26 protein-coding genes, 1 rRNA gene and 1 pseudogene are annotated in these 25,427 nt (G+C 71.2%); 16 read left to right on the forward strand and 12 right to left on the reverse strand.

All coding sequences use genetic code 11. The annotated features are described in order from the left end of the window. The first annotated feature begins 215 nt into the window (after nucleotides 1-215). On the forward strand, nucleotides 216-641 hold the full coding sequence (locus HN013_RS28075) for a metal-sensitive transcriptional regulator (RefSeq protein WP_171171117.1): 426 nt from the start codon (nucleotides 216-218) through the stop codon (nucleotides 639-641). Between the two features lie 141 nt (nucleotides 642-782). Here HN013_RS28075 and HN013_RS28080 read toward each other — a convergent pair whose 3' ends face one another. Both HN013_RS28080 and HN013_RS28085 read right to left on the reverse strand, forming a co-directional pair. Next, complete coding sequence (locus HN013_RS28080) at nucleotides 783-971, reverse strand: hypothetical protein (protein WP_171171119.1); 189 nt, start codon at nucleotides 969-971, stop codon at nucleotides 783-785. 117 nt (nucleotides 972-1,088) lie between these two features. Next, nucleotides 1,089-2,081, reverse strand: a complete 993-nt coding sequence (locus tag HN013_RS28085; protein WP_171171120.1) for a hypothetical protein — start codon at nucleotides 2,079-2,081, stop codon at nucleotides 1,089-1,091. A gap of 122 nt (nucleotides 2,082-2,203) precedes the next feature. Here HN013_RS28085 and HN013_RS28090 point away from each other — a divergent pair, with 122 nt between their 5' ends. After that, entirely contained in the window at nucleotides 2,204-2,386 is a 183-nt protein-coding gene (locus HN013_RS28090; protein WP_171171122.1) for a hypothetical protein, read from the forward strand. Nucleotides 2,387-2,514: 128 nt separating this feature from the next. Further along, on the forward strand, nucleotides 2,515-4,107 hold the full coding sequence (locus HN013_RS28095) for an FAD-binding oxidoreductase (RefSeq protein ID WP_171171124.1): 1,593 nt from the start codon (nucleotides 2,515-2,517) through the stop codon (nucleotides 4,105-4,107). A gap of 83 nt (nucleotides 4,108-4,190) precedes the next feature. On the opposite strand, the gene HN013_RS28100 is transcribed toward HN013_RS28095, so the two are convergent. The 4 genes from HN013_RS28100 to HN013_RS28115 all read right to left on the reverse strand — a co-directional run bounded on the left by HN013_RS28100 (nucleotide 4,191) and on the right by HN013_RS28115 (nucleotide 8,609). Then, complete coding sequence (locus HN013_RS28100) at nucleotides 4,191-4,919, reverse strand: phosphatase PAP2 family protein (RefSeq protein WP_171171126.1); 729 nt, start codon at nucleotides 4,917-4,919, stop codon at nucleotides 4,191-4,193. Between the two features lie 191 nt (nucleotides 4,920-5,110). Next, nucleotides 5,111-6,115: a bifunctional lytic transglycosylase/C40 family peptidase gene (locus HN013_RS28105; protein ID WP_312018735.1), complete on the reverse strand. Its 1,005-nt coding sequence runs from the start codon at nucleotides 6,113-6,115 to the stop codon at nucleotides 5,111-5,113. Between the two features lie 184 nt (nucleotides 6,116-6,299). After that, nucleotides 6,300-8,033, reverse strand: coding sequence for a serine/threonine-protein kinase (locus tag HN013_RS28110; RefSeq protein ID WP_171171130.1), 1,734 nt, complete (start codon nucleotides 8,031-8,033; stop codon nucleotides 6,300-6,302). A 114-nt stretch (nucleotides 8,034-8,147) separates the two neighbouring features. Continuing rightward, a complete protein-coding gene (locus HN013_RS28115) occupies nucleotides 8,148-8,609 on the reverse strand; it encodes an ATP-binding protein (protein WP_171171132.1) in 462 nt (153 codons plus the stop codon). A 279-nt stretch (nucleotides 8,610-8,888) separates the two neighbouring features. Here HN013_RS28115 and HN013_RS28120 point away from each other — a divergent pair, with 279 nt between their 5' ends. The 6 genes from HN013_RS28120 to HN013_RS28145 all read left to right on the forward strand — a co-directional run bounded on the left by HN013_RS28120 (nucleotide 8,889) and on the right by HN013_RS28145 (nucleotide 12,520). Then, a complete protein-coding gene (locus tag HN013_RS28120; protein ID WP_171171134.1) occupies nucleotides 8,889-9,776 on the forward strand; it encodes a helix-turn-helix transcriptional regulator in 888 nt (295 codons plus the stop codon). A 10-nt stretch (nucleotides 9,777-9,786) separates the two neighbouring features. Beyond that, entirely contained in the window at nucleotides 9,787-10,059 is a 273-nt protein-coding gene (locus tag HN013_RS33365) for a DUF397 domain-containing protein (RefSeq protein WP_171171135.1), read from the forward strand. A gap of 10 nt (nucleotides 10,060-10,069) precedes the next feature. Beyond that, nucleotides 10,070-10,276: a DUF397 domain-containing protein gene (locus HN013_RS33370; RefSeq protein ID WP_171171137.1), complete on the forward strand. Its 207-nt coding sequence runs from the start codon at nucleotides 10,070-10,072 to the stop codon at nucleotides 10,274-10,276. 314 nt (nucleotides 10,277-10,590) lie between these two features. Then, a complete protein-coding gene (locus HN013_RS28135; protein ID WP_171171139.1) occupies nucleotides 10,591-11,187 on the forward strand; it encodes a cysteine hydrolase family protein in 597 nt (198 codons plus the stop codon). Further along, nucleotides 11,184-12,137 carry a GlxA family transcriptional regulator gene (locus HN013_RS28140; RefSeq protein WP_171171141.1) on the forward strand — a complete coding sequence of 318 codons (954 nt, stop codon included), beginning with the start codon at nucleotides 11,184-11,186 and terminating at the stop codon, nucleotides 12,135-12,137. The genes HN013_RS28135 and HN013_RS28140 overlap by 4 nt, the downstream gene beginning before the upstream one ends. A gap of 164 nt (nucleotides 12,138-12,301) precedes the next feature. Then, complete coding sequence (locus tag HN013_RS28145; protein WP_171171143.1) at nucleotides 12,302-12,520, forward strand: DUF397 domain-containing protein; 219 nt, start codon at nucleotides 12,302-12,304, stop codon at nucleotides 12,518-12,520. A gap of 35 nt (nucleotides 12,521-12,555) precedes the next feature. Here HN013_RS28145 and HN013_RS28150 read toward each other — a convergent pair whose 3' ends face one another. Further along, nucleotides 12,556-12,804: a hypothetical protein gene (locus HN013_RS28150; protein ID WP_171171145.1), complete on the reverse strand. Its 249-nt coding sequence runs from the start codon at nucleotides 12,802-12,804 to the stop codon at nucleotides 12,556-12,558. Next, nucleotides 12,801-14,231: a serine/threonine-protein kinase gene (locus HN013_RS28155; RefSeq protein WP_171171147.1), complete on the reverse strand. Its 1,431-nt coding sequence runs from the start codon at nucleotides 14,229-14,231 to the stop codon at nucleotides 12,801-12,803. The genes HN013_RS28150 and HN013_RS28155 overlap by 4 nt, the downstream gene beginning before the upstream one ends. A gap of 403 nt (nucleotides 14,232-14,634) precedes the next feature. Here HN013_RS28155 and HN013_RS28160 point away from each other — a divergent pair, with 403 nt between their 5' ends. From HN013_RS28160 to HN013_RS28185, 6 genes are all read left to right on the forward strand, one after another. Then, on the forward strand, nucleotides 14,635-14,943 hold the full coding sequence (locus tag HN013_RS28160) for a hypothetical protein (protein WP_171171149.1): 309 nt from the start codon (nucleotides 14,635-14,637) through the stop codon (nucleotides 14,941-14,943). Nucleotides 14,944-15,205: 262 nt separating this feature from the next. Next, nucleotides 15,206-16,081, forward strand: a complete 876-nt coding sequence (locus tag HN013_RS28165) for a hypothetical protein (RefSeq protein WP_171171151.1) — start codon at nucleotides 15,206-15,208, stop codon at nucleotides 16,079-16,081. Further along, nucleotides 16,071-17,480 carry a hypothetical protein gene (locus HN013_RS28170; protein WP_249375507.1) on the forward strand — a complete coding sequence of 470 codons (1,410 nt, stop codon included), beginning with the start codon at nucleotides 16,071-16,073 and terminating at the stop codon, nucleotides 17,478-17,480. The genes HN013_RS28165 and HN013_RS28170 overlap by 11 nt, the downstream gene beginning before the upstream one ends. Nucleotides 17,481-17,482: 2 nt before the next feature. After that, a complete protein-coding gene (locus tag HN013_RS28175; RefSeq protein WP_171171162.1) occupies nucleotides 17,483-19,036 on the forward strand; it encodes an SCO6880 family protein in 1,554 nt (517 codons plus the stop codon). A 77-nt stretch (nucleotides 19,037-19,113) separates the two neighbouring features. Next, nucleotides 19,114-20,529 carry an ATP-binding protein gene (locus tag HN013_RS28180; protein WP_171171154.1) on the forward strand — a complete coding sequence of 472 codons (1,416 nt, stop codon included), beginning with the start codon at nucleotides 19,114-19,116 and terminating at the stop codon, nucleotides 20,527-20,529. A 2-nt stretch (nucleotides 20,530-20,531) separates the two neighbouring features. After that, the gene (locus tag HN013_RS28185) at nucleotides 20,532-22,127 is read left to right on the forward strand and encodes a type VI secretion protein (RefSeq protein WP_312018736.1); all 1,596 of its coding nucleotides are present in this window, start codon (nucleotides 20,532-20,534) and stop codon (nucleotides 22,125-22,127) included. Nucleotides 22,128-22,254: 127 nt separating this feature from the next. On the opposite strand, the gene HN013_RS28190 is transcribed toward HN013_RS28185, so the two are convergent. The 3 genes and pseudogenes from HN013_RS28190 to HN013_RS28200 form a co-directional block, all read right to left on the reverse strand. Further along, entirely contained in the window at nucleotides 22,255-22,746 is a 492-nt protein-coding gene (locus HN013_RS28190) for a hypothetical protein (RefSeq protein WP_171171156.1), read from the reverse strand. Beyond that, the gene (locus HN013_RS33375) at nucleotides 22,740-22,922 is read right to left on the reverse strand and encodes a hypothetical protein (RefSeq protein ID WP_249375517.1); all 183 of its coding nucleotides are present in this window, start codon (nucleotides 22,920-22,922) and stop codon (nucleotides 22,740-22,742) included. Before HN013_RS33375 ends, HN013_RS28190 begins: the two co-directional genes overlap by 7 nt. 497 nt (nucleotides 22,923-23,419) lie before the next feature. After that, nucleotides 23,420-23,947, reverse strand: a pseudogene (locus HN013_RS28200) (response regulator); the annotation flags it as partial. 304 nt (nucleotides 23,948-24,251) lie between these two features. Between HN013_RS28200 and HN013_RS28205 the strand changes: the two are divergent. Next, nucleotides 24,252-25,187: a hydroxyacid dehydrogenase gene (locus HN013_RS28205; RefSeq protein WP_171171167.1), complete on the forward strand. Its 936-nt coding sequence runs from the start codon at nucleotides 24,252-24,254 to the stop codon at nucleotides 25,185-25,187. Between the two features lie 71 nt (nucleotides 25,188-25,258). Here the strand turns inward: HN013_RS28205 and rrf are convergent. After that, nucleotides 25,259-25,375: ribosomal RNA gene (rrf, locus tag HN013_RS28210) — 5S ribosomal RNA — on the reverse strand. Nucleotides 25,376-25,427: the final 52 nt, after the last annotated feature.

Consider the following 25,427-nt stretch of genomic DNA (forward strand, 5'->3'; position numbering starts at 1 on the left):
TTCCCTCAGTGTCGCCCATCGGGCAGAGTGCACACCAAGCCGGTACCACCTCATCACGGCCCAGGGCCGTGGATTTCGGTAACATATACCCGGCAGGGGTATACCCATGGGGTATAAGCCCGGGCAACACCACGGAAGACGCCACGGACCCGCCCCCGGGCGGACGGCGACGCGCCGGCCGACGGCGTGGAACGCGCGGGACAACGGAGGACGCCATGACCACCACGGGAACGACAGCGGCCGGCCCCGGCGAGCCGGCCACGGCGTCCTGCCACGGCACACCCGACGCCGCGGCCGGGAGCACGGCCGGGGGCAGCGCGGCCGGTGGCACCGGAAGCGATAAGGGTCACAACCACGGCCCGCACGGCTACAGCCATCAGAAGGACCAGCACCTCAAGCGACTGCGCAGGATCGAGGGCCAGATCCGGGGCCTCCAGCGCATGGTCGAGGAGGACGTCTACTGCATCGACATACTCACCCAGGTGTCCGCCGGCACCAAGGCGCTCCAGTCGTTCGCCCTCCAGCTGCTCCAGGAGCACCTGCGGCACTGCGTCGCCGACGCGGCGCTCAAGGGCGGCGACGAGATCGACGACAAGGTCGCCGAGGCCACGGCGGCCATCGCGCGGCTGCTGCGCTCCTGAGGGCGGGCGGGGCGGGGGCGGGGCAGGGGTAGAGGCGGGGACGGGGACGGAACGTCGGGGCGAAGCCTCACGGTGAACCCCCTGGGGGTACCCGCCCCCCGCCCCACCCCCGCCGGGCCGGCCGTCCGATCAGCCGCCGGGTCAGCCGTCGGCGTCGCCGGGCGGGCCGGGCCGCCGCGACCGTACGACTCTGAGCACCTCATCGATGCGGTCCGGACTGAGCCGTTCCTCGGCCGCGCCCGTTGCGGCGATCATCAACTCACCGTAGAGGTCGATCTCGATGAGGGCCACGGGATCCGGACCGGGCGACGAACCGCGCCGCGAAACCACGTGATTCACCTCCTCGGGCCTTGCGTCTTACGGGTCCGGCTTCCAGGTTAGTGATCGGTACACACGCCGCGCATGGCACAGAAGGACCATTTCCATGGCCAATCAGGCCCGGCCCCGCTATTTGCGGGGGGAGGCGACGGTCCCCGCATAGATATCGCCGGGTGCGGGCAGGGCGATATGGGGCGTCAATCCGAAGGAGCTGAGTTCGACCGTGGAGACCACGGTCATCGGCGCACCGGCGGCGGGTGACGCGGGGCCGGCCGGAGCCCCGCTCTTCCTCCCCGCTTTCCCCGTTCTCTCCCCCTCATCCCCTTCTTCCGCGTCTTCCTCCCCGTCCGCGACGCTGAACCGGTAACGCAGGACGCGCGGCAGACCCGCGTCGTCGAGGAAGGCGTCGAAGGAGACGGTCCCCGAGGAGAACCCTTTCGCCGCCGCGAGGAGCGCGGCCCGGTCGCGGGCGGGGGCGAGGCGCGCGGCCTCGGCGAGGTCGATCTTCCCCCAGTAGTGGCGCACCGGGACGCCGTCCACGCCCTCGTCGCGCATATAGGTCACCTCCCGTGCACCGCCCAGGAGTTCGGCGGCGGCGAGGGGGTCCGTGGCGCCGCTGGTGAGCAGGTCGCCGTCGGCGAGGGTGCCCGTGTCGATGCGTACCCATTTGTCCACGGGGACGCCCGCGCCCCGGTTCTTCATGTACAGCGCGCCCGGTGTGAACACCTCGGTGATCGGCCGGTGCTCGGCGGCGCCCCGGGCGTCCTTGGGGACCAGCACGGTCAAGGTGCCGATGGGCCGCGCGAAGTCGTAGACCCCCACGCCCTGGATGGTCAGCCGGGTGCCGCCGCTCTCCGTCTCCATGGTCGTACGGACCCGGGCACCGCCCGCCCCCACCAGCGCCTCCCGCACCCCGCGCATCGCCTCGACCGCCCGGCCGGGCCGCACCGCGTCGGTCGTCCGCACCGCCCGCCGCACCCCGGCGCTCCCGCCGCCGAGCCCGTCCTGCGGCTCCTCGCCCTGGTCGGACTCGGCACAGCCGCCAGCCAGCAGACCGAGGGCGAGGCCACCCGCCACGGCCATGGCCACGGCGATCCTGCGTCTGTGCCCCTGCACCGCCATGACCGTCAGCTCCCTGCCGCGTGCTGGTGGAACCTGTTCTCTTCCAACGACCGCGTCCGGGCCGCCGTCACGGCCCCGGGGCGACGGCGGCCCGCCCCCGCCCCGGCCGGTAGCGTGGTGGCGTGTCCGAGACGCACTCCGCGCAGCCCGCGCACTCCACCGCCGAACACCGCATCAGCACCAGCGAACGCGGCTCCTTCTGCACCGCCCGCTGCACCTGCGGCTGGCTCGGCCCCGCCCGCCGGGCCCGCTCCCTCGCCCGCACCGACGCGGACGGGCACCTCGCGGAGGCCACGCGGGGGTAGCGGGGGTAGCCGGCGGGAACCGTTCCCGCTTCCCGATCATCTGTTCCTTAAGCCGGACGGGAAACACGGGGAAGACCGGAATTCCGGGGAACACGGGGAACACGGGAACTATGGGGGCGAACACGGCCATGAACAGGCGCACTCTGCTGACGGCGGCGACGGGACTGACAGCGGCGGCCTGGGCCGCCCCGACCGCCCTGGGCACCGCCGTCGCGGCCCCGGCGGCCCCCGCGGGCCGTACGGCCCCCGCCGCCCCCGCCGCCTCCGGTACGTCCGGCGCCGCGCGCGCCGCCAAGGTCCGCGCCGCCGACTGGACGGCCCTGGGCAAGGGCCTCAAGGGCGGCCTCATACGACCCGGCGACGCCGACTACGCGACCGCCAGGCAGCTGTACAACACCCGCTTCGACACCCAGCGCCCGGCCGGCGTCGCGTACGTCGCGGGCACCCAGGACATCGCCGCGTGCCTGTCCTTCGCCCGCCGCTTCTCCATACCCGTGTCCATACGCAACGGCGGCCACAGCTACGCCGGTTGGTCCGGCGGCGACGGCCGGATGGTGCTCGACGTGTCGCGGATGAAGACCATCCGCACCCCCACCTCCTCGTCCGCCGTCATCGGCGCAGGGGCCAAGCTCATCGACGTCTACACCGGTCTGGCCGCGCACGGCGTCACCATCCCCGCGGGCTCCTGCCCCACGGTCGGCGTCTCGGGCCTCACCCTCGGCGGCGGCCACGGCGTCCTCTCCCGGGCGTACGGCCTGACCTGCGACAGCCTCACCGGCGCCACCCTCGTCACCGCCGACGGCAAGACCGTCGAGTGCGACGCCAAGCACAACGCCGATCTCTTCTGGGCCCTGCGCGGCGCGGGCAACGGCAACTTCGGCGTCGTCACCGAACTCCGGTTCCGCACCCGGCGGGTCGGCGACGGCGTGACCGGCTACGTCTCCTGGCCCTGGGCCAAGGCCGCCGACGTCATCCGCGCCTGGCAGGAGTGGGGACCGACCCAGCCGGACGAGATCTGGTCCGCCTGCGACCTCGCCGTCACCCCCGGCCGGACCCCGCGCATCGCCGTCGCCGCCTTCTCCCTCGGCACCAAGGGCGGCCTCGCCAACGCGCTCGACAAGCTCGCCGCCAAGGTCGGCGGCGGCAAGGCGAGCATCTCGGTGCGCAGCCGCTCGTACCTCGACAGCATGCGCCGCTACGCCGGCTGCGCCGACCTGACCCTCCCTCAATCCCACCTGCCGGGCCGCACCCCCGGCCGCGACAAGGCCGGCAGGCTCGGCCGCGAGACGTACGCCGCGCGCTCCGACTTCTACGACCGCTCGCTGAACGCGGCCGGCATCCGCACGCTCCTCGACCAGACCGAGCGGTTCGGCCGCCGGGGCGGGGGCGGCGGCGGATCCATCCAGCTGACGGCGCTCGGCGGCGCCGTCAACCGCGTCAAGCCGCTGGACACGGCGTTCGTGCACCGCCGCTCGCGGTTCCTGGCCCAGTACCTCACCTCATGGGGGACCGCGGCGTCCGGCGGCCCGCAGGTCGCCTGGCTCGACGGCCTCCACGCGGCGATGCGCCGTCACGCGTCCGGCGCCGCCTACCAGAACTACGCGGACGCGGGTCTGAAGGACTGGCGCCGGGCCTACTACGGGGACGCCTCGGACCGGCTGACGAAGCTGAAGCGCCAGTACGACCCGCAGCGGGTGTTCAGCTTCCCGCAGGCGCTGTAGACGCGGATACACGCCGCGGCCCCGGCCCCCGGTGGATGGGGACCGGGGCCGCGGCGCGCGCCCGGGGGGTGTGTGTTCGCCCCCTAGGCAGCCAATCCCTTATCGCCATGGTGCGCCTGACGGCCCGTAACCGCCTCCGGCTCCTCGGCGACCACGATCGGCGCGGGCGCCCGACGGGAGTGGACCAGCCGCCCCGCCCTGGTCCCGGCGACCCGCACGGTCAGCGGCGTCAGCAGCATCATCGCCAGCGGCGCCAGGAGCAGCACCACGGCGGTCCCCAGCGCCAGCCCGCCGATCACGTCCGTGGGGTAGTGCACACCCATGAAGACCCGGCAGAAGCCCTCCAGGAACGCGAGGCCGATGCCGACCAGTCCGTATTTACGGTGCGCCACGAACAGGCCCACGCCCAGCGCCATCGTCAGCGTGGCGTGGTCGCTGACGAACGAGAAGTCGGTCTTGCCCTTGACCAGGACGTCGATCCCCTGGTGCTCCAGGAACGGCCGGGGCCGCCGGACGAAGCCGCGGATCGGCACGTTCACCAGCAGCGCGAGGCCCGCCGCCAACGGCGCCCACAGCAGCGCGGCCACCCCGCCGGCCGCGTCCGGGCTCCGCCGCACGCTCCACCACGCACAGACCATCAGAACGCCGAGGCCGAACACGATTCCGTACTCGCCGATGAACTCCATCGTGCGGTCCACCCAGCCCGGGGCGTCCTTGGCCAGTCCGTTGATGTCGTAGAGCAGGCTGACGTCGGGGCCCGACGAGCCTCCCTTGGCATCCGCCAGGGGATGGACCGCCTCGTGTCCGGGCATGTGGTGCCCCCTTATCTGTCGCCTGTAGCTCGGTGCAGCTGCCAAACCCCCGTGGTCCGTGCGCCCATGGTGAGGCGCGGCTCGCCCACCCCCATGGAACGCGCCTCTCCGACCCGGCGTTCCGCTCTCCACCCAATGATCACCAGGACGTTATCCAAGGGTGACCGGGGCTGGAGCAGGAGGCCCAGGGTTCACACGCCGTTCGGCCTGGGCAACGCTTTCGCCCCCGCATCCGTCACGCGCGTGGCACCGATGTAATCCGGGGTATCGATTTTGTCGAACCGGTTCACGGCACCCGTGTGAGGCGCGTTGATCATGTACCCGCCCCCCACGTACAGCCCCACGTGATGGATCGAACGCGGGTCGTTCAGGTTGTGCGCGAAGAAGACGAGGTCCCCCGGCATCAGCTCGTCCCGCTTCGGGTGCGGCCCGGCGTTCCACTGGTCGTTCGCCACCCGCGGCAACTCGATCCCGACGGACGCGTACGCCGCCTTCGTCAACCCCGAACAGTCGAACCGCCCGCCGTCCTCTTTACCACCGTCCCCGCCCCAGAGGTAGGGCTTCCCCAACTGCGCCTGCGCGAAGTAGATCGCCCCGGCCGCCTGCTGCGAGGGCGCTACGCGGCCCACGGGGCGGGCGAAGCTCTTCTCCAGGCTGCGGATGGATTTGACGTAGCCCTGGGTCTCGGTGATCGACGGGACGCCGGACGCCTGGATGACGCGGTAGGGCCCGGCGTTGTAGGCGGCCAGCATGTTGTTGGTGGCGTCCCCCGGCACGCCCTTGACGTCCTTCGCCAGCGCGCAGTCGTAGGTGGCGGCGGAGGCGATGGCATCCGCCGGTTCCCATATGTTCGGCCTGCCGTCACCGTTGCCGTCGACGCCGTACCGGGCCCATGTCTCGGGGATGAACTGCGCCAGGCCCAGAGCACCGGCGGGGCTCTTCGCGTCCGGCTTCCAGTTGCTCTCCGTGTAGAGCTGGGCGGCGAGCAGGGCAGGGGTTATGGCCTCGCACAGATTGCCCCACTTCTCCAGGAACGGCTGGTAGGCGACCGGGACCGCCCCCTTCGCCAGTCCCACCGCGCCACGCGCCCCGCCTCCGAGGTTCGTGGCCATGCTGAACATCGCGAAGAAGAGCAGCCCGAGGAGACTCAGGCACATTCCGATGCCTACGCCGACACCCACCCACCACTTCCGCACCCCGCGATTCTCCCCCACTGGCCCGTCATGTACCCGTAGTTCAGGGGAGGATCAGGGAAAGCCACAAGGTGGCTCAGGGGCGCATCCCGGAGCGTGCCCGCGCCCTCCCCGCACCGAAGCCCGTGCGCCCCCTGCTCCGACGGCCGCTCACGCCTCTCACGGCGCCCCCGACCGGTTGCCTCCTCTATTCCACGAGGAATCCGCCGCACGCGAAGCTGGCGTACTCCTTGGGGCTTTTGACGTGGAGAAAGTTCACTGTCCAACTACCCGGGTCGTTGGTGACCGGGACGCGCGTCGCCTCCGTCCCACCCCGCACCGTCCTGCCGAAGTCGTCGGGAAAGGTGCGGTACACCCACTTTTGCGGGTCATCGGCGAAGAGGTTCACCGGCTCGGTGGTGTAGCCGAGATCGAGATTTCCGATGTTCCCCTGGTGCGGGTGCGGCTTGCCGGTCTTCTCGTCGATCCAGTGAGGCGACTTGACGGCCACCGAGACGTAGTAGGGCGTCTTCGGCTTGTCGTCCACGTACTTGAGGCGGAACCCGATCCTCACCTTGCCCGGAGGCGTCTCCCCGTCCGGGTTCTGCGGGTCAGTGATGGAGATCTGGAGGTTGTCGATGCCTTCCGTGGGCGGGGTGCTGCACTCGCCCTCGAAAGATTGGCCCCCCTCCTTGTGTTGCCAGGAGCCGCGGTAGCCGTCCGTCGCCTCCACGTACGCGGGAGGCACCTTCGGCCCGCCCCCGCCCCCGCTCCCACTGGCGCCCCCGCCGGCGCCCGAAGCCCCGGGAGTCGGCCGGCCGACGTCCTGCGCCACGGCCTCCGACGCCTTCCGGCCCTCGGACGCCTCCCGGTCCTCGCTCCCTCCCGGCTTCATCACGCCGTACGCCGCCACCCCTCCGACGACGACCGACGCCACGGCCGCCGCGGCATAGACCAGCCCCCGGCGCGAACGCCGCTGCTGCGGCGGCCCGGGCGGCATCTGCGGCACGTACGTCGGCGTGTACGCGGCCCCCGTGGGCCGCGCGGGTATGAGCCCCGCCGCGACCGCCGCCGGGACGTCGTCCGGCGCCCGCTCGCCGAGGTCGGCCAGCGACCGGTACACCGGGTCGTCGACGAGCGAGGACGTCACCGCGCACCGGGCGATGACCTCGGCGGGGGCGGGCCGCACGGCCGGGTCCGCGGCGGTGCAGGCGCGGATCAGTTCGGCGAGGGCGGAATCCACCCCCTCCGCGTCGACGGCGCCGTGCACGACCCGGTAGACGACGGACTCCAGGGACCCCTCGCCGTACGGCGGACGGCCGGTCGCCACGCAGGCCATGGTGGCGCCCAGGGCGAACACGTCCGCCGCGGCGGTGACTTCATTACGGGTGATGACCTCGGGGGCGGTGTAACCGGGGGTACCGGGCGCGACACCGGTCCGGGTGAGGGCCGTCTGTTCGGCACCCCGGGCGATCCCGAAGTCGATCAGTTTCGGGCCGACCGGCGACAGGATGATGTTGTGCGGCTTCAGGTCGCGGTGGGTGATCCCGTGCCCGTGCACCTGCGCGAGCGCCTCCGCGAGCGCGGCGAACAGCCGGAAGCAGGTCTCCTGCGGGAGCGGCCCGCGGGCGCGCGTCACCTCGGTCAGGGTCGGCCCTGGGACGTATTCGGTCGCCAGCCAGTACGGCGTCGTCTCCAGCGAGGCGTCCACCAGGTTGGCCGTGTACGCGCTGCGCACGGCCCGCACCGTCTCCACCTCGCGCCGGAAACGCGCCAACGCCTCGGCGGACTGGGCGAAGTCGTCCCGGACCACCTTGATCGCGAGCTGCCGCCCGCCCGGCGACCTGCCCAGGTACACCTGTCCCATCCCACCGCTGCCGAGCCGGGCGAGAACGGTGTGCGGGCCGATGACCGGAGGATCGTGAGGGCGCAGGGGTTCCACGGCCCAGACTTTGCCATAAGGAGTGCGGTCCGGAGGGGCCTCGTCCCTGTGGGACCGGCAACAGTTCAGGCCTCCCCTGGGCGGGCGTTCACGAGCCGCGCGCCGCGCGCCGCGTCAGGAGGCGAGCCGGAACCAGACCGTCTTCCCCGTCCCCGGCCCGTGCCGGCAGACACCCCAGTCCGTGGCGCACGCCCCGACGATCAGCATCCCGTTGCCGCGCTCCGGCCGCTCGTCCGGCTCCCAGCGCCGCGGCATGACCGGCACGGGCAGCCCGGGGGCGTCGTCCCGCACATGCACCCGCACCCCACCCGTCGCCCACTCCACGTGCAGCCCGACGGGCGTCGGGCAACCGGTGCGCTCGCAGGCGTCGATCGCGTTGGTGACCAGCTCGGACGTCAGGAGCATTGCCATTTCGGTCAGTTCCGCCGCGTGGACCTCGCTGATGGCCGTCCGGACGGCCTCACGGGCAGCCCCCACCCAGGCGGGGGTGGGCGGGAAGAGGAGGGAGAAGTCGGTGCGGGGACGGAGGTGAGGGTACGGGTCGGCAGCCGGGGCCAGGGTGGTGATGGGACACATGCGTGACTCCTTGGGTTCACCGGTGCCCGCCCGTTCACGTGCGGTGGCATTGCCGTCGACACGCACACGGCGCGGCCAGCCCGGTTGTGGGATGGCAACCGGGCGGACCGGGCCCGCGCGACGGTGCGCTTCCGGCTTACGGCGGCGGGGAGGGCGGTCGGATCGACCGTAGGGGATTGAAGTTTCCTATCTGCAACCCACCAAGGGAGATTGCCACCAACGAGTGGTCCCCGCCGGCCAAAACCAGGCAGACTGCTGACGATCCACAGGAGGGCTTGCATGGGCCTACGCGCCAACCCGACTCAACGACAGCGCCGCTTGGGCATCGAATTGCGCAGACTCCGTCTTTCCGCCGGACTGTCCGTCGGCGAAGCCGCGGCAGCGGCAGGGCTCGGCCCGCCCCACTTGGGGCACATCGAGGCGGCTCGTACAGCCATTCCCGAGGTGAAGTTGCGGGCTCTGACTGACGCGTACGGTTGCGGATCAGAGCCCTTGGTTGATGCTCTGGCGACCATGAGTCGGGCAACCGGGCGCGGGTGGTGGTCCGATTACAAGCGCCACATGGATGCCCAGGCCCTCGACCTGGCCGAGCTGGAGTCGACCTCCGTGTCGTGCCGCTCCTTCCAGTGGCTGTACGTGCCGGGCCTGCTTCAGACACCCGAATACGTCCGGGCGCTCATCGAGAGCGGCGGACCCAACACTGACCCGACACTTCGCGACAAGTACATCGAATTCCGGCTGCGGCGACAGCATGCCGTCCTGTCGGGCACCCTGCGGTTCCATGCGGTGATCCACGAGACCGCTCTGCGCATGCAATTCGTGCCGCCGGACGTCATGCGTGATCAGATCGAGCACCTGGTCCGCATGGCGCGCCTGCCTCATGTGCGGATCCAGCTCCTGCCGTTCAAGAACGATGTCCGTCCACCCATCTTCAGCACACCCTTCCTCGTCTTCGAGGCGGCCGTCCCGGAGCTCGGCACCGTCTACGTCGAACAGCCGGTGACATCTCCCTTCCTCAACGAGCAGCAACATCTTGGGGGCTTCGCCGAGTTGTTCGATGACCTACAGAAACTGGCTCTGCCGACGATTGCCCCTCGAAGTGAATGCGAGTTCCCTTCGAGAAGAGACTCACTGAGCCTCATTCAACACTTGCTGTACACCCTCTGAAAGGCGTCCCATGCGAGAGGCACCCTGGCAGAAGTCGAGCTTCAGCGCCCCCGGTGGCAACGGCGATTGCGTGGAGGTGACCGCCCTCGCGCCCGGCACCCTCCACCTCCGCGAGAGCAACCACCCCGAGACCGCCATAACCTTCACCCCTGCGGCCCTCCGCTCCCTCCTCTCCCAAGCCCGGAGCGGGCGCCTCGACCGCGAGCTCGACTTCGGCCGTCCCAGTCGATGGCGATCAGGCGGTCAGAGAACCGCACCCAGTGCTTGCCATCCGCCCCTGTGAGGACAGACACGTGTCAGGTTCCCTTTGGAGGAAGTCGAGCTTCAGCAGCGGCATCGGTAGCCAGGACTGCGTGGAAGTAGCCCGTGTCGGGCCCGGCACCCTCCACCTCCGCGAGAGCGACCGCCCCGAGACCGTTCTCACCCTCACCCCCGCTTCCCTCCGCTCCCTCCTCTCCCAAGCCCGGAGCGGGCGTCTCGGGGGCCCCGGCCGACGGTGATCGGACGGCCGCCGCCCGGGCGGCAACGGTGGGCGGTTTACATGGCCAGTGCTCTGCCGTCCGCCCGCATCGTCGTTGCGCGCGTCGAAAGGCGGCCGGCTGGGGAAGGGCGGGCCCGGGGGTGGCTGGGGATGGTTGACGGTTGGAGAGTGGTGGATCGGGGCGGGGCAGCGACCCTTTTGTCCGGGAATCGTGCTACGGAATCTCCAATTACTGAGGACGGAGCGGCACCCTGCCACCCATGACCGGATCGTTCCGGGTCCGGGCACGATCGAGCCTTCAGCGAGGCCCCCTCCGAGCCACAAGATGAACGCATGAACAGCGCACTCATCGTGATCGACGTCCAGGAATCCTTCCGGCAGCGGGCCAACTGGGCCGCCACGGACAACCCCGACATCGTCGGGAAGGTCAACCGCCTGGTGGAGGCCCAGCGGGCCAAGGGCGAACTGGTCGTCTGGATCCTGCACTCGGAGCCGGGCAGTGGCTCCGTCTTCGACCCGGAGCGGGGGTTCAACCGGCCGATCGAGGGGCTGGAACCGGGGGCGGACGAGCCCGTGCTCGTGAAGTCGTCGCACAATGCCTTCACCACGACCAACCTCCAGCAGCTCCTCACTCAGCGGGGTATCCGCGAGGTCCTGATCAGCGGAATCCGCACTGAGCAGTGCTGCGAGACGACGGCCCGGGTGGCCTCGGACCTCGGGTACGACGTGACGTTCGTGACCGACGCGACCGCCACGCACCCGATCGAGCACTGGGACGCCCCCGAGGGCCGCACGCTGGAGGAGATCCTGGCGGACCCGCGTACGCTGACCACCGATGCGATCGTGGCCCGCACCGAGTACGCGCTGGCGGGCCGGTTCGCGCGGATCGCAACTGTCGACGAGCTGACCGAGGAGCTGACCGGATCGTGACCCGGGTCGTCTTCCTGCTCGTCCCGCAGCTCCACCTCCTGGACCTCGCGGGACCCGCCCAGGTGTTCTCGACGGCGAACGACCTCGGGCACGGCTACGACGTCGCGTACGTGGGCGAGCAGGAAGACGTCCCATCGGCCCAGGGGATCACCCTGCGGGCCGCGACCGACTGGCCCGCGCTGGCGCCGGACGACCTGGTGGTGGTGCCGGGCTGGCGCTCGCGCCTCCTGCGGGAGAACGGATGGGTGTCCCGGGCGACGCTCGACCGGCTCGTCGCCCATCACGCGGCGGGCGGCACGGTCGCCAGCATCTGCGCCGGGGCGGACGCCCTGGGCCGGGCCGGTCTCCTCGACGGGCGGCGCTGCACCACGCACCACGACGTCCAGGACGAACTGGCGCGGCGCTACCCGAAGGCACAGGTGGTGCGGGACGTGCTGTACGTCACCGACGGGCGGATCATCACCTCGGCCGGGATCGCCAGCGGCATCGACCTGGCCCTCCACCTCGTCGCCGCCCGCCACGGCGCGGCGAGCGCGGCGCGTGTGGCCCGCGAGATGGTCGTGTTCGCCCGGCGGAACGGTGACGACCAGCAGCACAGCGCCATGCTGCGGCACCGCGCCCACCTCAGCGACGCCGTCCACCACGCCCAGGACCTCATCGACTCCCGCTACACCTCCGTCCTGCGCCTCGCCGAACTCGCCTCGTCCGTCGGCCTCAGCGAACGCTCCCTCACCCGTCACTTCACCCACGCCACCGGGCTGACACCCCTGCGCTACCAGCAGGAGCTGCGCGTCGAGCACGCCGAACACCTCATCGCCCAGGGTTCGACGGTGGAATCGGCGGCACGCGCCGTCGGCTTCCAGGACGCCCGCATGCTGCGCCGGCTCAGGGGCAGGGCTCAGAGCTGCCCGGCCCCGGAGAGGGAACGCGAGCCGGCCGGCTACCGGTAGGCGGTAGTCAGTGGGCAGTAGGCAGTAGGCAGTAGGCAGTAGGCAGTAGGACGAGCATTCGTGGCAGCCCTCTTCCCCGCTCCTCTCCTCTATCGTGGGCGGACGTCAGCGTCGCAACTGGTCCCCGTCGCCCCGGGCGTGGGGACGTCACGAGAGGGGGCTACGTGCCGCAGCGCGTACCGGACGGCCTGAACTGGATCCCGGCCACGGACGATCCGACGGACACCACGTACCTCGAAGTCGCGTTCGACGGCGACGGGCACGTCTACCTCCGCGAGAACACCACTCCGGAGAAGGTCGTCATCACCACGGAGCGCAAGTGGGACGCCTTCATCCTCGGCGTGAAGGCGGGCGAGTTCGACCACTTCGTCGAGGGCGTCTGAGCACACGCGCCGGCAGTCGTCACTGACTGAGCCGGTCAGTCGTCGCCCTCGTCACCCTCGTCGTCGTCCTGGGCGTCCGCGTTCCGCTCGTGCCGGTCGGACTGCTCGTGCTGGCCGTGCCGGGCGGGACCTTGCTCCTTCTTCCCTTTCTTCTTCTCGTTCCCGCCGTCCTTCTTCACGCTCCCGGCGTCCCGGTTTCCCTGCACTTGCGGGGGCGCGGCCGTGGGTGTCACGTGCCGGGCGTTGTCCGCGCCATCGCCGTCCTGCGGCAGCCGCTCGCTCATCTCCTCGGACTGCCCGCCGTCCCGGCGGCCCCCGCTGTCGTCGCCACCGTCCGAGGCGAACACGGACGCCCCGATGACCGCCGCCACGGCGAAGGCGACCACCCCCGCCACCACACCGGCCAGGGTCTTCGGGTTGCGCAGGCCCTTGCCGGGCGCTCCGCGCCCAGGCTTGGCCCGGCCTGCGTCGNGTCGCCACCGTCCGAGGCGAACACGGACGCCCCGATGACCGCCGCCACGGCGAAGGCGACCACCCCCGCCACCACACCGGCCAGGGTCTTCGGGTTGCGCAGGCCCTTGCCGGGCGCTCCGCGCCCAGGCTTGGCCCGGCCTGCGTCGCTCCGGCGGTGTCCGGGCAGAGCGGGGGTCGAGCGCGTCGCCGGGGAGCCCGGGAGGGCGTACGTCGTCACGCTCTCCTGGTGGAGCATCGCGTCGTGGACGGTCCCGGGCATGACCGGCGGGTGGCCCGGGTGCGGCGGCTGTATGGGGGCCGGGGCGTGCGCGGGACCGGTGGCCGGAGCCGCGAGCGGACCCGGTGCAGCCGAGGGTATGGGCGGGGGCATGGGCGAGGGGGGCGCCGCGGCGGGTGATGCCCCCATGGGCAGCAGCGGCTGCTGGCCGTTCCGCCAGGCCCCGCTCGCGAACCAGTCCGCCACCTCCTGCGCCGGCGGCCGTGCCTCGGGCTCCTTGGCGAGCATCCGCAACAGGTAGTCGTCGAGGGCCTGCGGTACGTCTGCCCGGTGCTGCCGCGGCGGCGCCGGCGGCGTGTCGACGTGGAGGTAGAGCAGCGCGGTGGGGCTCTCGGCCCAGAACGGCGGCTGGCCGACCAACAAGTGGTAGAGAACGCACCCCAGCGCGTAGACGTCCGAGGCCGGTCCCGCCATGCGCCCCAGCGCGCGCTCCGGGGCGAGGTAGGTGCTCGTACCGACGATCTGACCGGCCCGGGTCAGCCCGGCCGACGTCTCGTCGACGAAGCGGGCGATGCCGAAGTCGCCGATCTTCACCGTGCCGCTGCGGTCCAGCATGAGGTTGCCCGGCTTCACGTCCCGGTGGACGACCCCCTGCTGGTGGGCGGCCGCCAGGCCCGCCGCCGCCTGGGAGGCGACGTCCGCGACCCCGGCCGGCGACAGCGGACCGCGGGCGGCCAGCTGCTGGGCCAGGCTCGGGCCGTTGACCAGTTCCATGACGAGGTAGAAGCGGCCGTCCCAGGACCCGAAGTCGTAGACGGAGACCACTTGAGGGTGATTCAGGCGGGCGGCGGTCTGGGCCTCCAGCCGGAAGCGCTGGGCGGCGGAGTCGTCGCCGTCGTCGCCGAGCAGCAGCTTTACGGCGACCTGACGGCCCAGCACCTCGTCCTGGCCGCGCCAGACTTCGCCCATTCCGCCCCGGCCGAGCAACTCCCCCAGCCGGTAGCGTTCGGCAACCAGCACCCCTACCACCCTTGAACTCGACGCACCCCACGAACCAGGCGATGAGTGCGATGAACGCGATGAACCAGCCCGGCGGCCGCGTTCCGCGGCGCGTACGAAGGCGGCCCCCACAGACTACCGACCGAACGAGCAGATCCCCGAACATCCGTACCCCCCCCTGCCATCACACCCATTGCCCACCGTGGGCTTGCGTGATACACAGAGTCACCATAGGGCTACCCACTGACAACGACGGGCGCATCGACGGGGCGTCCGGGCCGGGGGTGCCGTCGGCATATGCAGGTCCCGTCAAAAAATGCCGCCAAGTCGACATGCAAGTGCGGCATCGTCAGCGAAGATAGGTACCGACCTTTGCCGTGCGGCAGGCGCGGCACAACTACCCTCTAGGGGCGGTGAGTTACGAATGTTCTTGGCGGCCGGAAAAGGCAACATCAACACCATTATCGGTGGAATCGCCCCGAACTGGGGGCCGTTCGGCAGCCTGGGCCGTGAGGCCCGGGTGATGATCGAGGTCATCATGGCCGTATCGATCCTGCTCTGCCTCGCCATCGCGATCTGGGGCGCGGCGAAGCAGCGCATCGGAGCGACGGCACTCCGCGACACCTTCAGCGCGGAACAGGGCAAGGGGCTCATCGTCGCGGGCCTGACCGGTGTGTTCATCATCGGCTCGCTCGGGACGCTCTTCACGATCGTCTACGGCATGGCCGTGTGATCCGGTGTCCGCCGGGTCCGACCGCCCCGGCCGGCGGACACCGCTGCCCTCCGGCCGCCCCTCGGCCGTGACCCCCGTCCCTCCACGCGACCGACCGGCGCCCCCGCCCCGCGCGAAACCGCTCACCCGCGTGTCCCCCCACCCGAGGCTGCTTCCTGATGCCCCCTCACTCCCTCACGCCCTCCCCCCGGAAACCGCCCGCACCGCTACCGTCGTCTCATGGCGGCACGCCCGCGACGACGCATGAGGGAGCAGGCACGCGATGAGTCTCGGTGACGACGGCTACCGAAGCGGTCAGGGCTCCGGCGGTGACCACGGTGGCTACGGCGGGTACGACGCCGACGACCACCACCTGACCCGCACCCGGCTGCCCGAGGGCGAGGTCGATCCGTACGCCCCCCAGCGCCGCACGGTACGGCCGAGCCGGAACCTGATCACCGTCGTGGCGGTGGTCGTGCTCCTCATCGCTGCCATCGCGTTCGCCAACAGAGGCGGCGATGAATCGTCGTCGGACGACGACAGCGGGGGGTCGTCGGCCAAGGGGTCGAGCAGTGCGACGGCGCCTTCGGGTGTGAAGCCGGTGGAGGGGAAGAACGGGGGGATTCCTTCGGGGTTCGCTCATGACGAGCAGGGGGCTCAGTCCGCGGCGGCGAACTACGCGGCGGTGCTGGTTTCCGCCGACATCGTCAAGCCCGACCGGCGGCACGAGATCATTCCCAAGGTCTTCGCGGGCGATAAGACTTCCGAGTTGCAGGACAAGTTCGACAAGACCTACTCGAAGGACTTCCTGGCCAAGCTCGGCTTGAACGAGCAGGGAAACGCCGCCAAGGGTATGACGTACGTATCCCGCACGATGCCCGTGGGTTCCAAGATCACCGAATACAGCGCCTCCGCCGCATCGGTGGAGGTCTGGTGCACGGGCGTCTACGGCACTGCGGGCGTCGGATCGACGAACCCTGTGGCCAATGACTGGTTCACCATGACGATCGCGCTTCGGTGGGTCGATGGTGACTGGAAGGTGGACTCCTTCTCCCAGAAGAGCGGCCCGGCACCAGTCAGCGGGGACAAGGCTGCTTCACCGGCCGACGAGATCTCCAAGGCAGTCCAGCAGTACGGAGGGTTCACCTATGGCCGCTAGGCCCCGCCGTGCCATGGCACTGACTGCCGTTCTGGCAAGTGTTCAAACTGCCGTCGTTCTCCTGGCGAGCCGTGCCATCGCAGCGCCGACACCACCTCCGACGCCGGGCGGTAGTCCTGGGCCAACCCCCGGGAGCAGCACTGCTCCCTCGCCGGGGACCAGTGTGACACCGTCACCCGGCGGCAGTGTGACGCCGTCACCCGGTTCTTCCACGAAGGACAGCTGTGACCTGATCGTCGGCCCCGCCCGCCAATACTGCCAATCCCCCACCGACAAAGCCCCCAAAGGCCCCCCCGACTCCGCCACCGCCATCGACCCCGCCGCCGCCCTGGCCAAGGGCTGCGCGGAAGCGGCGCAGTGGACGGTCCAGAAGTTGTCCGAGGCGGTCAAGAACACCAGCAACGTCGACTTCACCAACGGCACGTTCCTCCGCCAGTACGCCGTCGTCTTCGCCGCGTCCACGATCCTGACGCTCGTCCTCTGGCTGCTCGCGGTCGCCAAGCGGGCCGTGCGCGGGGTGCCGTTCACGGAGGCGGTTACGGAGGCGGTGGGGTTCCTGTGGCTGACGGTGCTGGCGTCGGCGTTTACGCCGTTGATCCTGTACACGGTTGTGCAGGCGACGGATGCCGTGACGGATGTGATCGCATCGGGCAGCGGAGCGAAGAACGACCAGTTCTTCGGCGGGTTCGCGGAGGCGCTGAAGAAGGGCGAGGGCATCGGCGGCGGCCCGATCATGCTGATCGTGGTGTCGATGGTCTCCGTCCTGGCGGCCGGGGTGCTGTGGCTGGAACTGGTGATCAGGGCCGCCCTGCTCTACGCGGGGGCGCTGCTGGGCACGGCGGTCTACTCGGGGCTCGTCGACAAGAACATGTGGGGACACGTCCGCCGCTGGGCGGGGATCATGATCGCGGTGATCCTGGTGAAGCCGATCATCGTGATCGTGCTGGCGCTCGCCGGGGCGCTCTCCTCCGGGCAGGGGCCGAAGGAGCTGTCGGCCGTCGTGTCCGGGCTCGCGATCATCATTCTGGCCATCTTCGCGAGCGCGATGATCTACCGCTTCGTCCCGGGCTTCGGTGACGAGATCATCAGCAGCCGCAACGCCAGCAAGGACGTGGCGTCCCGCCAGGCCGCCGCGGTGATCTCCTCTCCCGCCTCGCTGGTCAAGCAGGGCATCACGACGCACAGCGCCCGGGGCAACGGAGGCGGAGGCGGGGGCGGAGGCGGAGGCGTCCAGGCCGCCCGGCCGGCGAACCCCGTCTCCGGCGGTGTCGCCGCCCACAGCGCGCGCCGTCCCCCCGGCGGGGCGGGCGGGGGCGGAACCGGAGGAAGCTCCTCCGCCTCACCCGCCCCACCCCGCGCACAGAACAACGGCAATACCTCTGGAGGTGAGCGGAGTTGACGATCGAGGCGCAGTCCCAGCCGGTCGCGGCCCGCCGTACGTATCTGATCGGCCGGGCCCGCCCCAACGCGGTCGTCGGCAAGAACCGGGAGACCGGGGAGATCGGACTGATCATCGCGGGGGCGTTCCTCGGGATGATGTGCGGCCTGCTGGTGCCGATCCTCCCGCTGCGGATCCTCACGCTCACCGGCTTCCCCGCGCTCGCGCTCGCCGCCGTGTACGTGCCGTACAAGCAGCGCACGTTCTACAAATGGTTCGAGATCAACCGCAGCTTCAAGCGCAGTGTGCGGCGCGGCGTCGCCTACCGCTCCGGCGCCGTCGAGGCCGGCACCCGGCTGGACGGCCGTGAGGTGGAGGTCGGTCCGCCGCCCGGCATCGGGCGGATCAACTGGCTGTCGGCGCCCTTCGGCCCGGACGAGATCGCCGTGCTGCTCCACGCCGACCGGCGCACCGTCACGGCGGCGATCGAGATCGAGGGGCCCGGGGTGGGCCTGCGCGACTCGGAGGACCAGGAGGCGCTGGTCGAGCGGTTCGGCACGCTGCTGAAGCACGTCGCCAACGGGGACGGGTACGTCACCCGCCTCCAGATGCTGGCCCGCACCCTGCCCGCCGACCCCGACGCGCACGCGAAGGACGTCGAGCGGCGCGGCGACAACAAGTCGCCGGAGTGGCTGAAGGACTCCTACGACCAGCTGCAGTCGATGGTGTCGACCTCGTCCGAGCAGCACCGGGCGTACCTCGTCGCCTGCATGCACTTCACCCGGGACCTGTCCGCCGAGGCCCAGGCCATCGCCCGCGCCTCACGGCACGGCGGCGGCAAGCGCAAGCTGGACCGGGACGGCGGGCTGGCCGTGGTCATGGCCCGCGAGCTGACGGATATCTGCGCGCGGCTGGCGGAGGCGGACATCCGGGTGCGGCAGCCGCTCGGCCAGAGCCGGCTGTCCTCGCTCGTGCACTCGATGTACGACCCGGACCACCCGATCGACCACATCCAGGCCATGACCCAGCGCAATGCCTGGCCCGCCGAGCTGGACGCGATGCAGCCGACATACCTCCAGGCGAAGACCCGTGAGTCCTCGACCCGCGAGCCCTGGTGCCACGCCACGGCATGGATCAAGGAGTGGCCGATGACGCCGGTGGGCGTCAACTTCCTCGCCCCGCTGCTCGTCCACACACCGGACGTGATCCGCACGGTCGCCGTCTGCATGGACCTGGAACCCACGGACGTCGCCATCGAGCGGATGCTGACGGAGAAGACGAACGACGACGCCGACGCCTCCCGCGCCGCCAAGATGAACCGGGTGGTCGACCCGCGCGACGTCGCCCACCACTCGCGCGTCGACCAGCGCGGCGAGGACCTCGCCAGCGGAGCCGCGGGCGTCAACCTCGTCGGCTACATCACCGTCTCCTCGCGCTCCCCCGAGGAACTGGCGCGCGACAAACGGACCATAAGAGCGTCGGCCGGCAAGAGCTACCTCAAGCTGGAGTGGTGCGACCGCGAGCACCACCGGGCCTTCGTCAACACGCTGCCGTTCGCGACCGGCATCCGACGCTAGACGACGCCAGCCAAGGCCGGCCGCCGTCAGAGGCCGCCGGCCGACGCCTGCCGACGCTATACCTAGGGGCGACTGCCGTGCTCGATCCGCTCACGTCCATCTCCAACGCCTTCACCAGCTTCCTCTTCGGGAAGGTGGAGACGACGCGCCTGCCCGTGCGCACCTCCACCGGGCAGGCGCAGGCCGTCTACCTCCCCACCGCGGCGCCCGGCCTGGGCGACTCGGGCGTGATCATCGGGCGCGAGGTGTACTCCGGCAAGGGCTACATCTACGACCCGTTCCAGCTCTACGGCCAGCAACTGCCCGCCCCGCACTGGCTGGTCCTCGGCGAGTCCGGCAACGGCAAGTCGGCGCTGGAGAAGACGTACGTCCTGCGCCAGCTGCGCTTCCGGGACCGGCAGGTCGTCGTCCTGGACGCGCAGGGCGAGGACGGCGTCGGCGAGTGGAACCTCATCGCGCAGCAGCTCGGCATAACCCCCATCCGGCTCGACCCCATGGCGGCCCTCGACGGCGGCATCCGGCTCAACCCGCTCGACCCGTCGATCACCTCGACCGGACAGCTCGCCCTGCTGCGCACGATCATCGAGGTCGCGATGGGCCGCGGTCTCGACGAGCGGTCCGGCTTCGCGCTCAAGGTGGCCCACGCCTACGTCAACGAGTCGGTGACCGACCGGCAGCCCGTCCTCACCGACATCGTGGAGCAACTGCGCCACCCGGAGGCCGAGTCGGCGGAGTCGATGAATGTCGACATAGACGACGTACGGGCCTGGGGCCTGGACGTGGCGCTGGTGCTGGACCGGCTGGTCGACGGTGACCTCCGCGGCATGTTCGACGGGCCGACGACGGCCGGTATCGACCTCGACGCCCCGCTGATCGTCTTCGACCTCTCGCACATCGACCGCAACTCCATCGCCATGCCCATCCTGATGGCGATCGTCGGCGTCTGGCTCGAACACACCTGGATCCGCCCGGACCGCAAGAAGCGCATCTTCCTCGTCGAGGAAGCCTGGCACATCATCAACTCCCCGTTCGTGGCACAGCTGTTCCAGCGGCTGCTGAAGTTCGGCCGGCGGCTCGGCCTGTCGTTCGTCGCGGTGGTGCACCACCTCTCCGACGTCGTCGACGGCGCCGCGGCCAAGGAGGCCGCGGCCATCCTCAAGATGGCGTCGACCCGGACGATCTACGCGCAGAAGTCGGACGAGGCACGCGCCACCGGACGGGTGCTCGGCCTGCCGCGCTGGGCCATGGAGATCATCCCGACCCTCACCCCCGGCATCGCCGTGTGGGACGTCAACGGCAACGTCCAGGTGGTCAAACACCTGATCACGGACGTCGAACGGCCGCTCGTCTACACCGACCGCGCCATGACCGAGGACGGCGGCCCCGACCGCGACCTGCTGGCCGAGGCCGCGGCGGCGGAACGGGCCGCCGCGGCGATGGAACGGTATCCGGACGAGGCGTACGGGTCGTCGCCCCGGTCGACGGTGGCCTGACCGTGGCCCACGGTTCGGGGCCCGCGGACGGGCGGGGCACCGGCGGAGTACCGGACGGCCTGCTGGTCGGCGTCCTGGCCTTCCTGCTGGGCGTGACGCTGCTGGTGTGGTCCGCGACCGGGCTGGCCGGCCTCTTCGTCTCCGGCGGCTGGCCGGACGGCGTCTCCCTGATGCAGACGCCGCAGGCGCTGCGGCACCTGATGTCCGACCCGCGCGACCTGCCCGCCGCCTGGCCGGAGACCCCGCCGGACGAGCTGTCGGGGTACGGGCTGTTCTGGGGCGTCGCGATCAGCGAGGCGCTGGTGATGGCCGTGCTGCTGGTGTTCGCGCTGGGCACGTTCGCACGGTGGCGACGGGTCCGGCGGGTCCAGAGGGTCCGGCGGGTCCGGCGGGACGCTGTGGTGGGGGTCGACGGGCCGGTGGCGGCAGCGCAGCGTGAGCAGGGCGAGACGCAGGGGCGGGAGGTGCGGCCCCTGAACACCCCGGAGCCACCGCAGCCCCCACAGGAGCACGTCCCGGCGAACCCCACCGAAGCAGCGGCGCCGCAGCCGGAACCACCGCGACCCCAGGCACCCGCACCCGCGCCCGCGCCCGCCCCCACACCCGCCCCCGGCCGTCCGGCGCAGGACACCCCCGAGCCCCCCGCCCCGCACGTCCCGTCCCCGCGCACCCCCGCCGCCCCCGAACGCGTCGTCTACGGCACCGACCGCCGCGCCGTCGCGACCCGCGCGATCCTGGAAGCCGCAGGTCCGGTACTGGTCACCACCAGCGATCCCGGGCTGTGGGCGGACACCAAGGACTCCCGCGCCAAGCTCGGCCCGGTCCGGGTCTTCGACCCCGGGCACCTCCTCGACACCCCCGACCGGCTCCGCTGGAACCCGGCCGCCGGCTGCGAGTCCCGCGCCACGGCCGCCGCCCGGGCCGCCGCACTGCTCGCGCCCGTACGGCCGCTGAGCGCCCTCGACTCCGTCACCGCGGAAACGGCCGAGACACTGCTGCGCTGCTGGCTGCACGCCGCGGCCGTGGACGGCCGACCGTTCCGGCAAGTGCACCGCTGGGCCCAGGGCACCTCGGCCCACGAACCCGTACGGATCCTGCGGACGAGCCCCAAGGCGGCGGGCGGCGCGGCGGGCGAACTGGAGTCGGCGCTGACCGGGCACCCCGAACGAAGGGACATGGCCCAGGAGTTGACGGCCCGTGCACTCAATGCGCTGACATCAGTCCATATCCGTGATGCTTGCAATCCAAATCGGTCGGATGCGCTCGCGCTGGAATCATTCGTCGCCGAGATGGGAACGCTCTACGTGGTGGGTGAGGCGATTGAGGATCCCCGCACCCGCCCGGGTGCGATGCCCTTGCTGACCGCACTCGCCGCGAACGTGGTCGAGCGCGGCCGGGGCGTGGCCGAACGGTCACCCTCCGGTCGGCTCGACCCACCACTCACCCTGGTGTTGGACGACATCGCGGCCGTCGCACCCCTGCCCGCCCTCCCGGACCTGCTGGAGGACGGCGCCGAACTCGGCATGCCGACGCTGGCGCTGATGCGCTCCGAGGAACAGGCCCGGTCCCGCTGGCCCCGCCGCACGCTGACTGGATGAACGCTGCCCCCCTGGACGCCGGCCGACTGAACGCTGATCAGCTCAACGTTCGTCGACTCAAGGTCCGTCGACTCAACATTCGGTGACTTCACACTCATCGACCCAACGTTCACTCTTTCAGCGTTCGTCAGTTCAACGTTCGACGGTCCAACGCCCCGTAGGCGCACGCCCCTTCACTCCCGCGCCCGCCGACCACAACCTCGCCGTCCGCGGCGGGCGCGCGGCCCGCAGCCGACCGGTACCGGCCGAAGCCGGCCGCCGACCAGGCGTGGCCCACCGCGCGCCAGGCCCGGGAGGACGTACGGCCACCCGGCGCGCCCCCAGCCACCGTGGCGTCGAAGCTGCGGTCGGCCATCACCCTCCCCGTGGCGGCCACCCAGGCGACCGTAGGGTCCGGGAGGGACGCCGGGAGGCGCGCGCGGTCGCCACGCGGATCGGCGGGCACGAGGACGGTCGGTGCGGTGGCGAAGCGCTGCGGACCCGGGGGCGGGGTGCCGAAGGTGGCCGCGAGGGTGAGCGCCATCGTCGCGATCACCGCGGTGCCGAGGACGAGCGCGAGGAAGGCACCGGCGAACCCGGCCCGGCGGGTGCGCAGGGTCGCCAGGGCGAGGGTCAGCACGCGGCCGCCTCCAGCCCCGTCATCCGGGCGGCGACCCCGCCGCCGACGGCCGGTCCAGTCGTCCACGACCCTGCCGTCGGCCAGGACACCACGCGGTCGGCGGTGGCCGCGGCCACCGGGTCGTGGGTGACCATGACGACCGTCCGCCCGTGTCCGTCCACCGCCCGACGCAGCATGGCGGGCACCCTGCGGGAACGCGATTGAAGTGCTGGAACACGAAGCCGACGCGGGAGCGGCGCAGCACGGTCAGCTCCATCTCGGGCAGCGCCGCCCGGGTCGGCCCCCGCGAGCTCCACCCGTCCGCCGTCCACCCGGTCAAGTCCGGCCGCACACTGCAACAACGTCGACTTGCCCGACCCCGAAGGGCCCATGACGGCGGTGAAGGTCCCGGCCCGGAAGCTCAGATCGACTCCCGCGAGGGCGGTGACCTCGTTCTCCGGATCCGTAAGTGTTGCGCGCCCCGACGAGGCGGACGACGGCGGGGAGGTACAGGGCCACGGTGGTTCCCCAGACGGGGGGCGGCTCGTCCTCCATGCTGGGCGCGGCGGGGTGCCGGGCACATCGCCGACGCGGGCGATCCCGCGCGGGGCGGATGCCCCTCGCGTGGGGGAGGGAGACCGCGCGCCTCCGGCAGAAGCTCCGTCCAGCCCGCTCCAGCCCTGACGAGCCAGCCCGCTCCGGGCGCGATGAGCCCCGTCTCGTACGCGCAGGTGACCGCCTGGACCAGGTCCCGCAGCCCCAGCTTCGTCTGCTCGCTGACCATCAGTTGAGCGGCGACCTCCGAGTTCGACAGCCCCTGCCCGAGGAGCAGGAGCGTCTCGCGCTCCCGCGCCGCCAGCACGTCCCGCCGCCCGCCGTCCTCCTGGGCCTCCGGCCCGCGCCGGGTGAAATCCGCGACCAGCCGGCGCGCCACGGACGGCGCCAGCAGCGCGTCCCCGGCGAACATCCTTAAGAAGGAAGCCGCTCGCGCCGGCGTGCAGCGCGTCGTAGACGTAGTCGTCCTGGTCGAACGTGGTCAACATGACCGCCTTGGTGGGCGATTCCGCACAGGCGATCCGAGCCGCCTCGATCCCGTCCATGCCCGGCATCCGGACGTCGAGCAGCACGACGTCCGGCGCGTGCGCGCGGACCGCGGCGACCGCCGCCGCACCGTCCCCGCCTCCGCGACCACCCCCATGTCGGGCTGCGCGGACAGGATCATGGCGAAGCCGCCGCGCACCAGCTCCTGGTCGTCGCCACCATCACGGGGAGGGTGACGGCAACGCGGAAGCCCTGCCCGCCCAACGGCTCGCAGGCCGCCATGGACGACGAGCACGTTCCACGGCGGCGGTGGAGCGGGGGGGAAGGGTGCCGAATCGGCCACGCAGGATGTGGTGCACTCGAAGATGGTGGCGGGTTCTCACCCTCTGGAACAACGGCGGATATCGGCGGACGTTTCCCCCACAGGGGGGACGGGCAAAGCGCGGAAGGTGACGGACGTGAAGCATCTGCGCGTACTCGTGGCCATGGGCCGCGACCAGGAAGCCGCCATCCTGCCCCCGGACCTGCGCGCCCGCCTCGCCGCCTGCACGGCACCGGCCGGCTCCCTGGCGGACGCGCACGTCCTCGTCACCGGCTGGGGCACTTCCCTCGTCCTGGACGGCCCCACCCTGGCCGACGCCCCACGGCTACGGGCCCTGGTGCACGCGGGCGGATCCGTGAAGCACGTCATCACCCCCGCGGTGTGGCAACGCGGGCTCACCGTCTCCTCCGCCGCCGCAGCCAACGCCGGCCCGGTCGCCGAATTCACCTTCGCCCAGATCACCTTGGCCCTGAAGAGGGCCCTCGGCGCCACCGCCGGATACCGTGCCGGCCACTGGCCCACATTCCGCGAACGGGAAGGCGCGGACGGCAGGACCGTGGGGGTCCTGGGCGCGTCACGTATCGGACGACGGGTCGTCTCCCGTCTGCGCGCGTCCGACGCCAGCTACAGGGTGCTGGTGCACGACCCATACCTCCCGGCCGCGGAAGCGGCACGGATGGGCGTCGAGCTCGTCGATATACACACCCTGTGCACAACCAGTTCCGTCCTCACCCTCCACGCCCCGGAACTCCCGGAAACCCGCCACCTGCTGAACGCCGAGCGGCTGGCTCTGCTGCCTGACGGCGGAGTGGTCATCAATACGGCCCGCGGATCACTGATCGACACGGACGCACTGGTACGGGAATGCGCCTCGGGCCGCCTCGACGCCTTCCTCGACGTGACCGACCCCGAGCCTCTGCCGGTCGGGCACCCGTTGTTCTCGCTCCCGAACGTCTTCCTCACACCGCATATCGCCGGCTCGCAGGGGAGCGAGGTTCGGCGGCTCGGTGTCTTCGCGGTGGACGAGGTGGGGCGACTGGCTCGTGGGGAGCCTCTGGTGGGGGCGGTGCGCCAGGAGGAATTGGCGCACATGGCGTGAACGCAGAACGCAGAAAAGCCCCGGGCCGGATCGTTTTCACGATCCAAGCCCGAGGCTTTTCATCAAATTTTGTTCGGCGGCGTCCTACTCTCCCACACGGTCCCCCATGCAGTACCATCGGCGCTGAAAGGCTTAGCTTCCGGGTTCGGAATGTAACCGGGCGTTTCCCTAACGCAATGACCACCGAAACACTATGAAATTAACCCAACCAACCATCACTTGCATGGTTTCGGCTGTTCG

The sequence above is a fragment of the Streptomyces sp. I05A-00742 genome, assembly GCF_013055795.1.
GTDB lineage: Bacteria > Actinomycetota > Actinomycetes > Streptomycetales > Streptomycetaceae > Streptomyces.

Coding starts and splice junctions, on each gene's coding strand:
- HN013_RS28075 (WP_171171117.1), top strand. CDS start 216: ATGACCACCACGGGAACGACAGCGGCCGGCCCCGGCGAGCCGGCCACG.
- HN013_RS28085 (WP_171171120.1), bottom strand. CDS start 2,081: ATGGCGGTGCAGGGGCACAGACGCAGGATCGCCGTGGCCATGGCCGTG.
- HN013_RS28095 (WP_171171124.1), top strand. CDS start 2,515: ATGAACAGGCGCACTCTGCTGACGGCGGCGACGGGACTGACAGCGGCG.
- HN013_RS28100 (WP_171171126.1), bottom strand. CDS start 4,919: ATGCCCGGACACGAGGCGGTCCATCCCCTGGCGGATGCCAAGGGAGGC.
- HN013_RS28115 (WP_171171132.1), bottom strand. CDS start 8,609: ATGTGTCCCATCACCACCCTGGCCCCGGCTGCCGACCCGTACCCTCAC.
- HN013_RS28120 (WP_171171134.1), top strand. CDS start 8,889: ATGGGCCTACGCGCCAACCCGACTCAACGACAGCGCCGCTTGGGCATC.
- HN013_RS33365 (WP_171171135.1), top strand. CDS start 9,787: ATGCGAGAGGCACCCTGGCAGAAGTCGAGCTTCAGCGCCCCCGGTGGC.
- HN013_RS28135 (WP_171171139.1), top strand. CDS start 10,591: ATGAACAGCGCACTCATCGTGATCGACGTCCAGGAATCCTTCCGGCAG.
- HN013_RS28150 (WP_171171145.1), bottom strand. CDS start 12,804: ATGAGCGAGCGGCTGCCGCAGGACGGCGATGGCGCGGACAACGCCCGG.
- HN013_RS28160 (WP_171171149.1), top strand. CDS start 14,635: ATGTTCTTGGCGGCCGGAAAAGGCAACATCAACACCATTATCGGTGGA.
- HN013_RS28165 (WP_171171151.1), top strand. CDS start 15,206: ATGAGTCTCGGTGACGACGGCTACCGAAGCGGTCAGGGCTCCGGCGGT.
- HN013_RS28170 (WP_249375507.1), top strand. CDS start 16,071: ATGGCCGCTAGGCCCCGCCGTGCCATGGCACTGACTGCCGTTCTGGCA.
- HN013_RS33375 (WP_249375517.1), bottom strand. CDS start 22,922: ATGCTGCGTCGGGCGGTGGACGGACACGGGCGGACGGTCGTCATGGTC.
- HN013_RS28205 (WP_171171167.1), top strand. CDS start 24,252: ATGGGCCGCGACCAGGAAGCCGCCATCCTGCCCCCGGACCTGCGCGCC.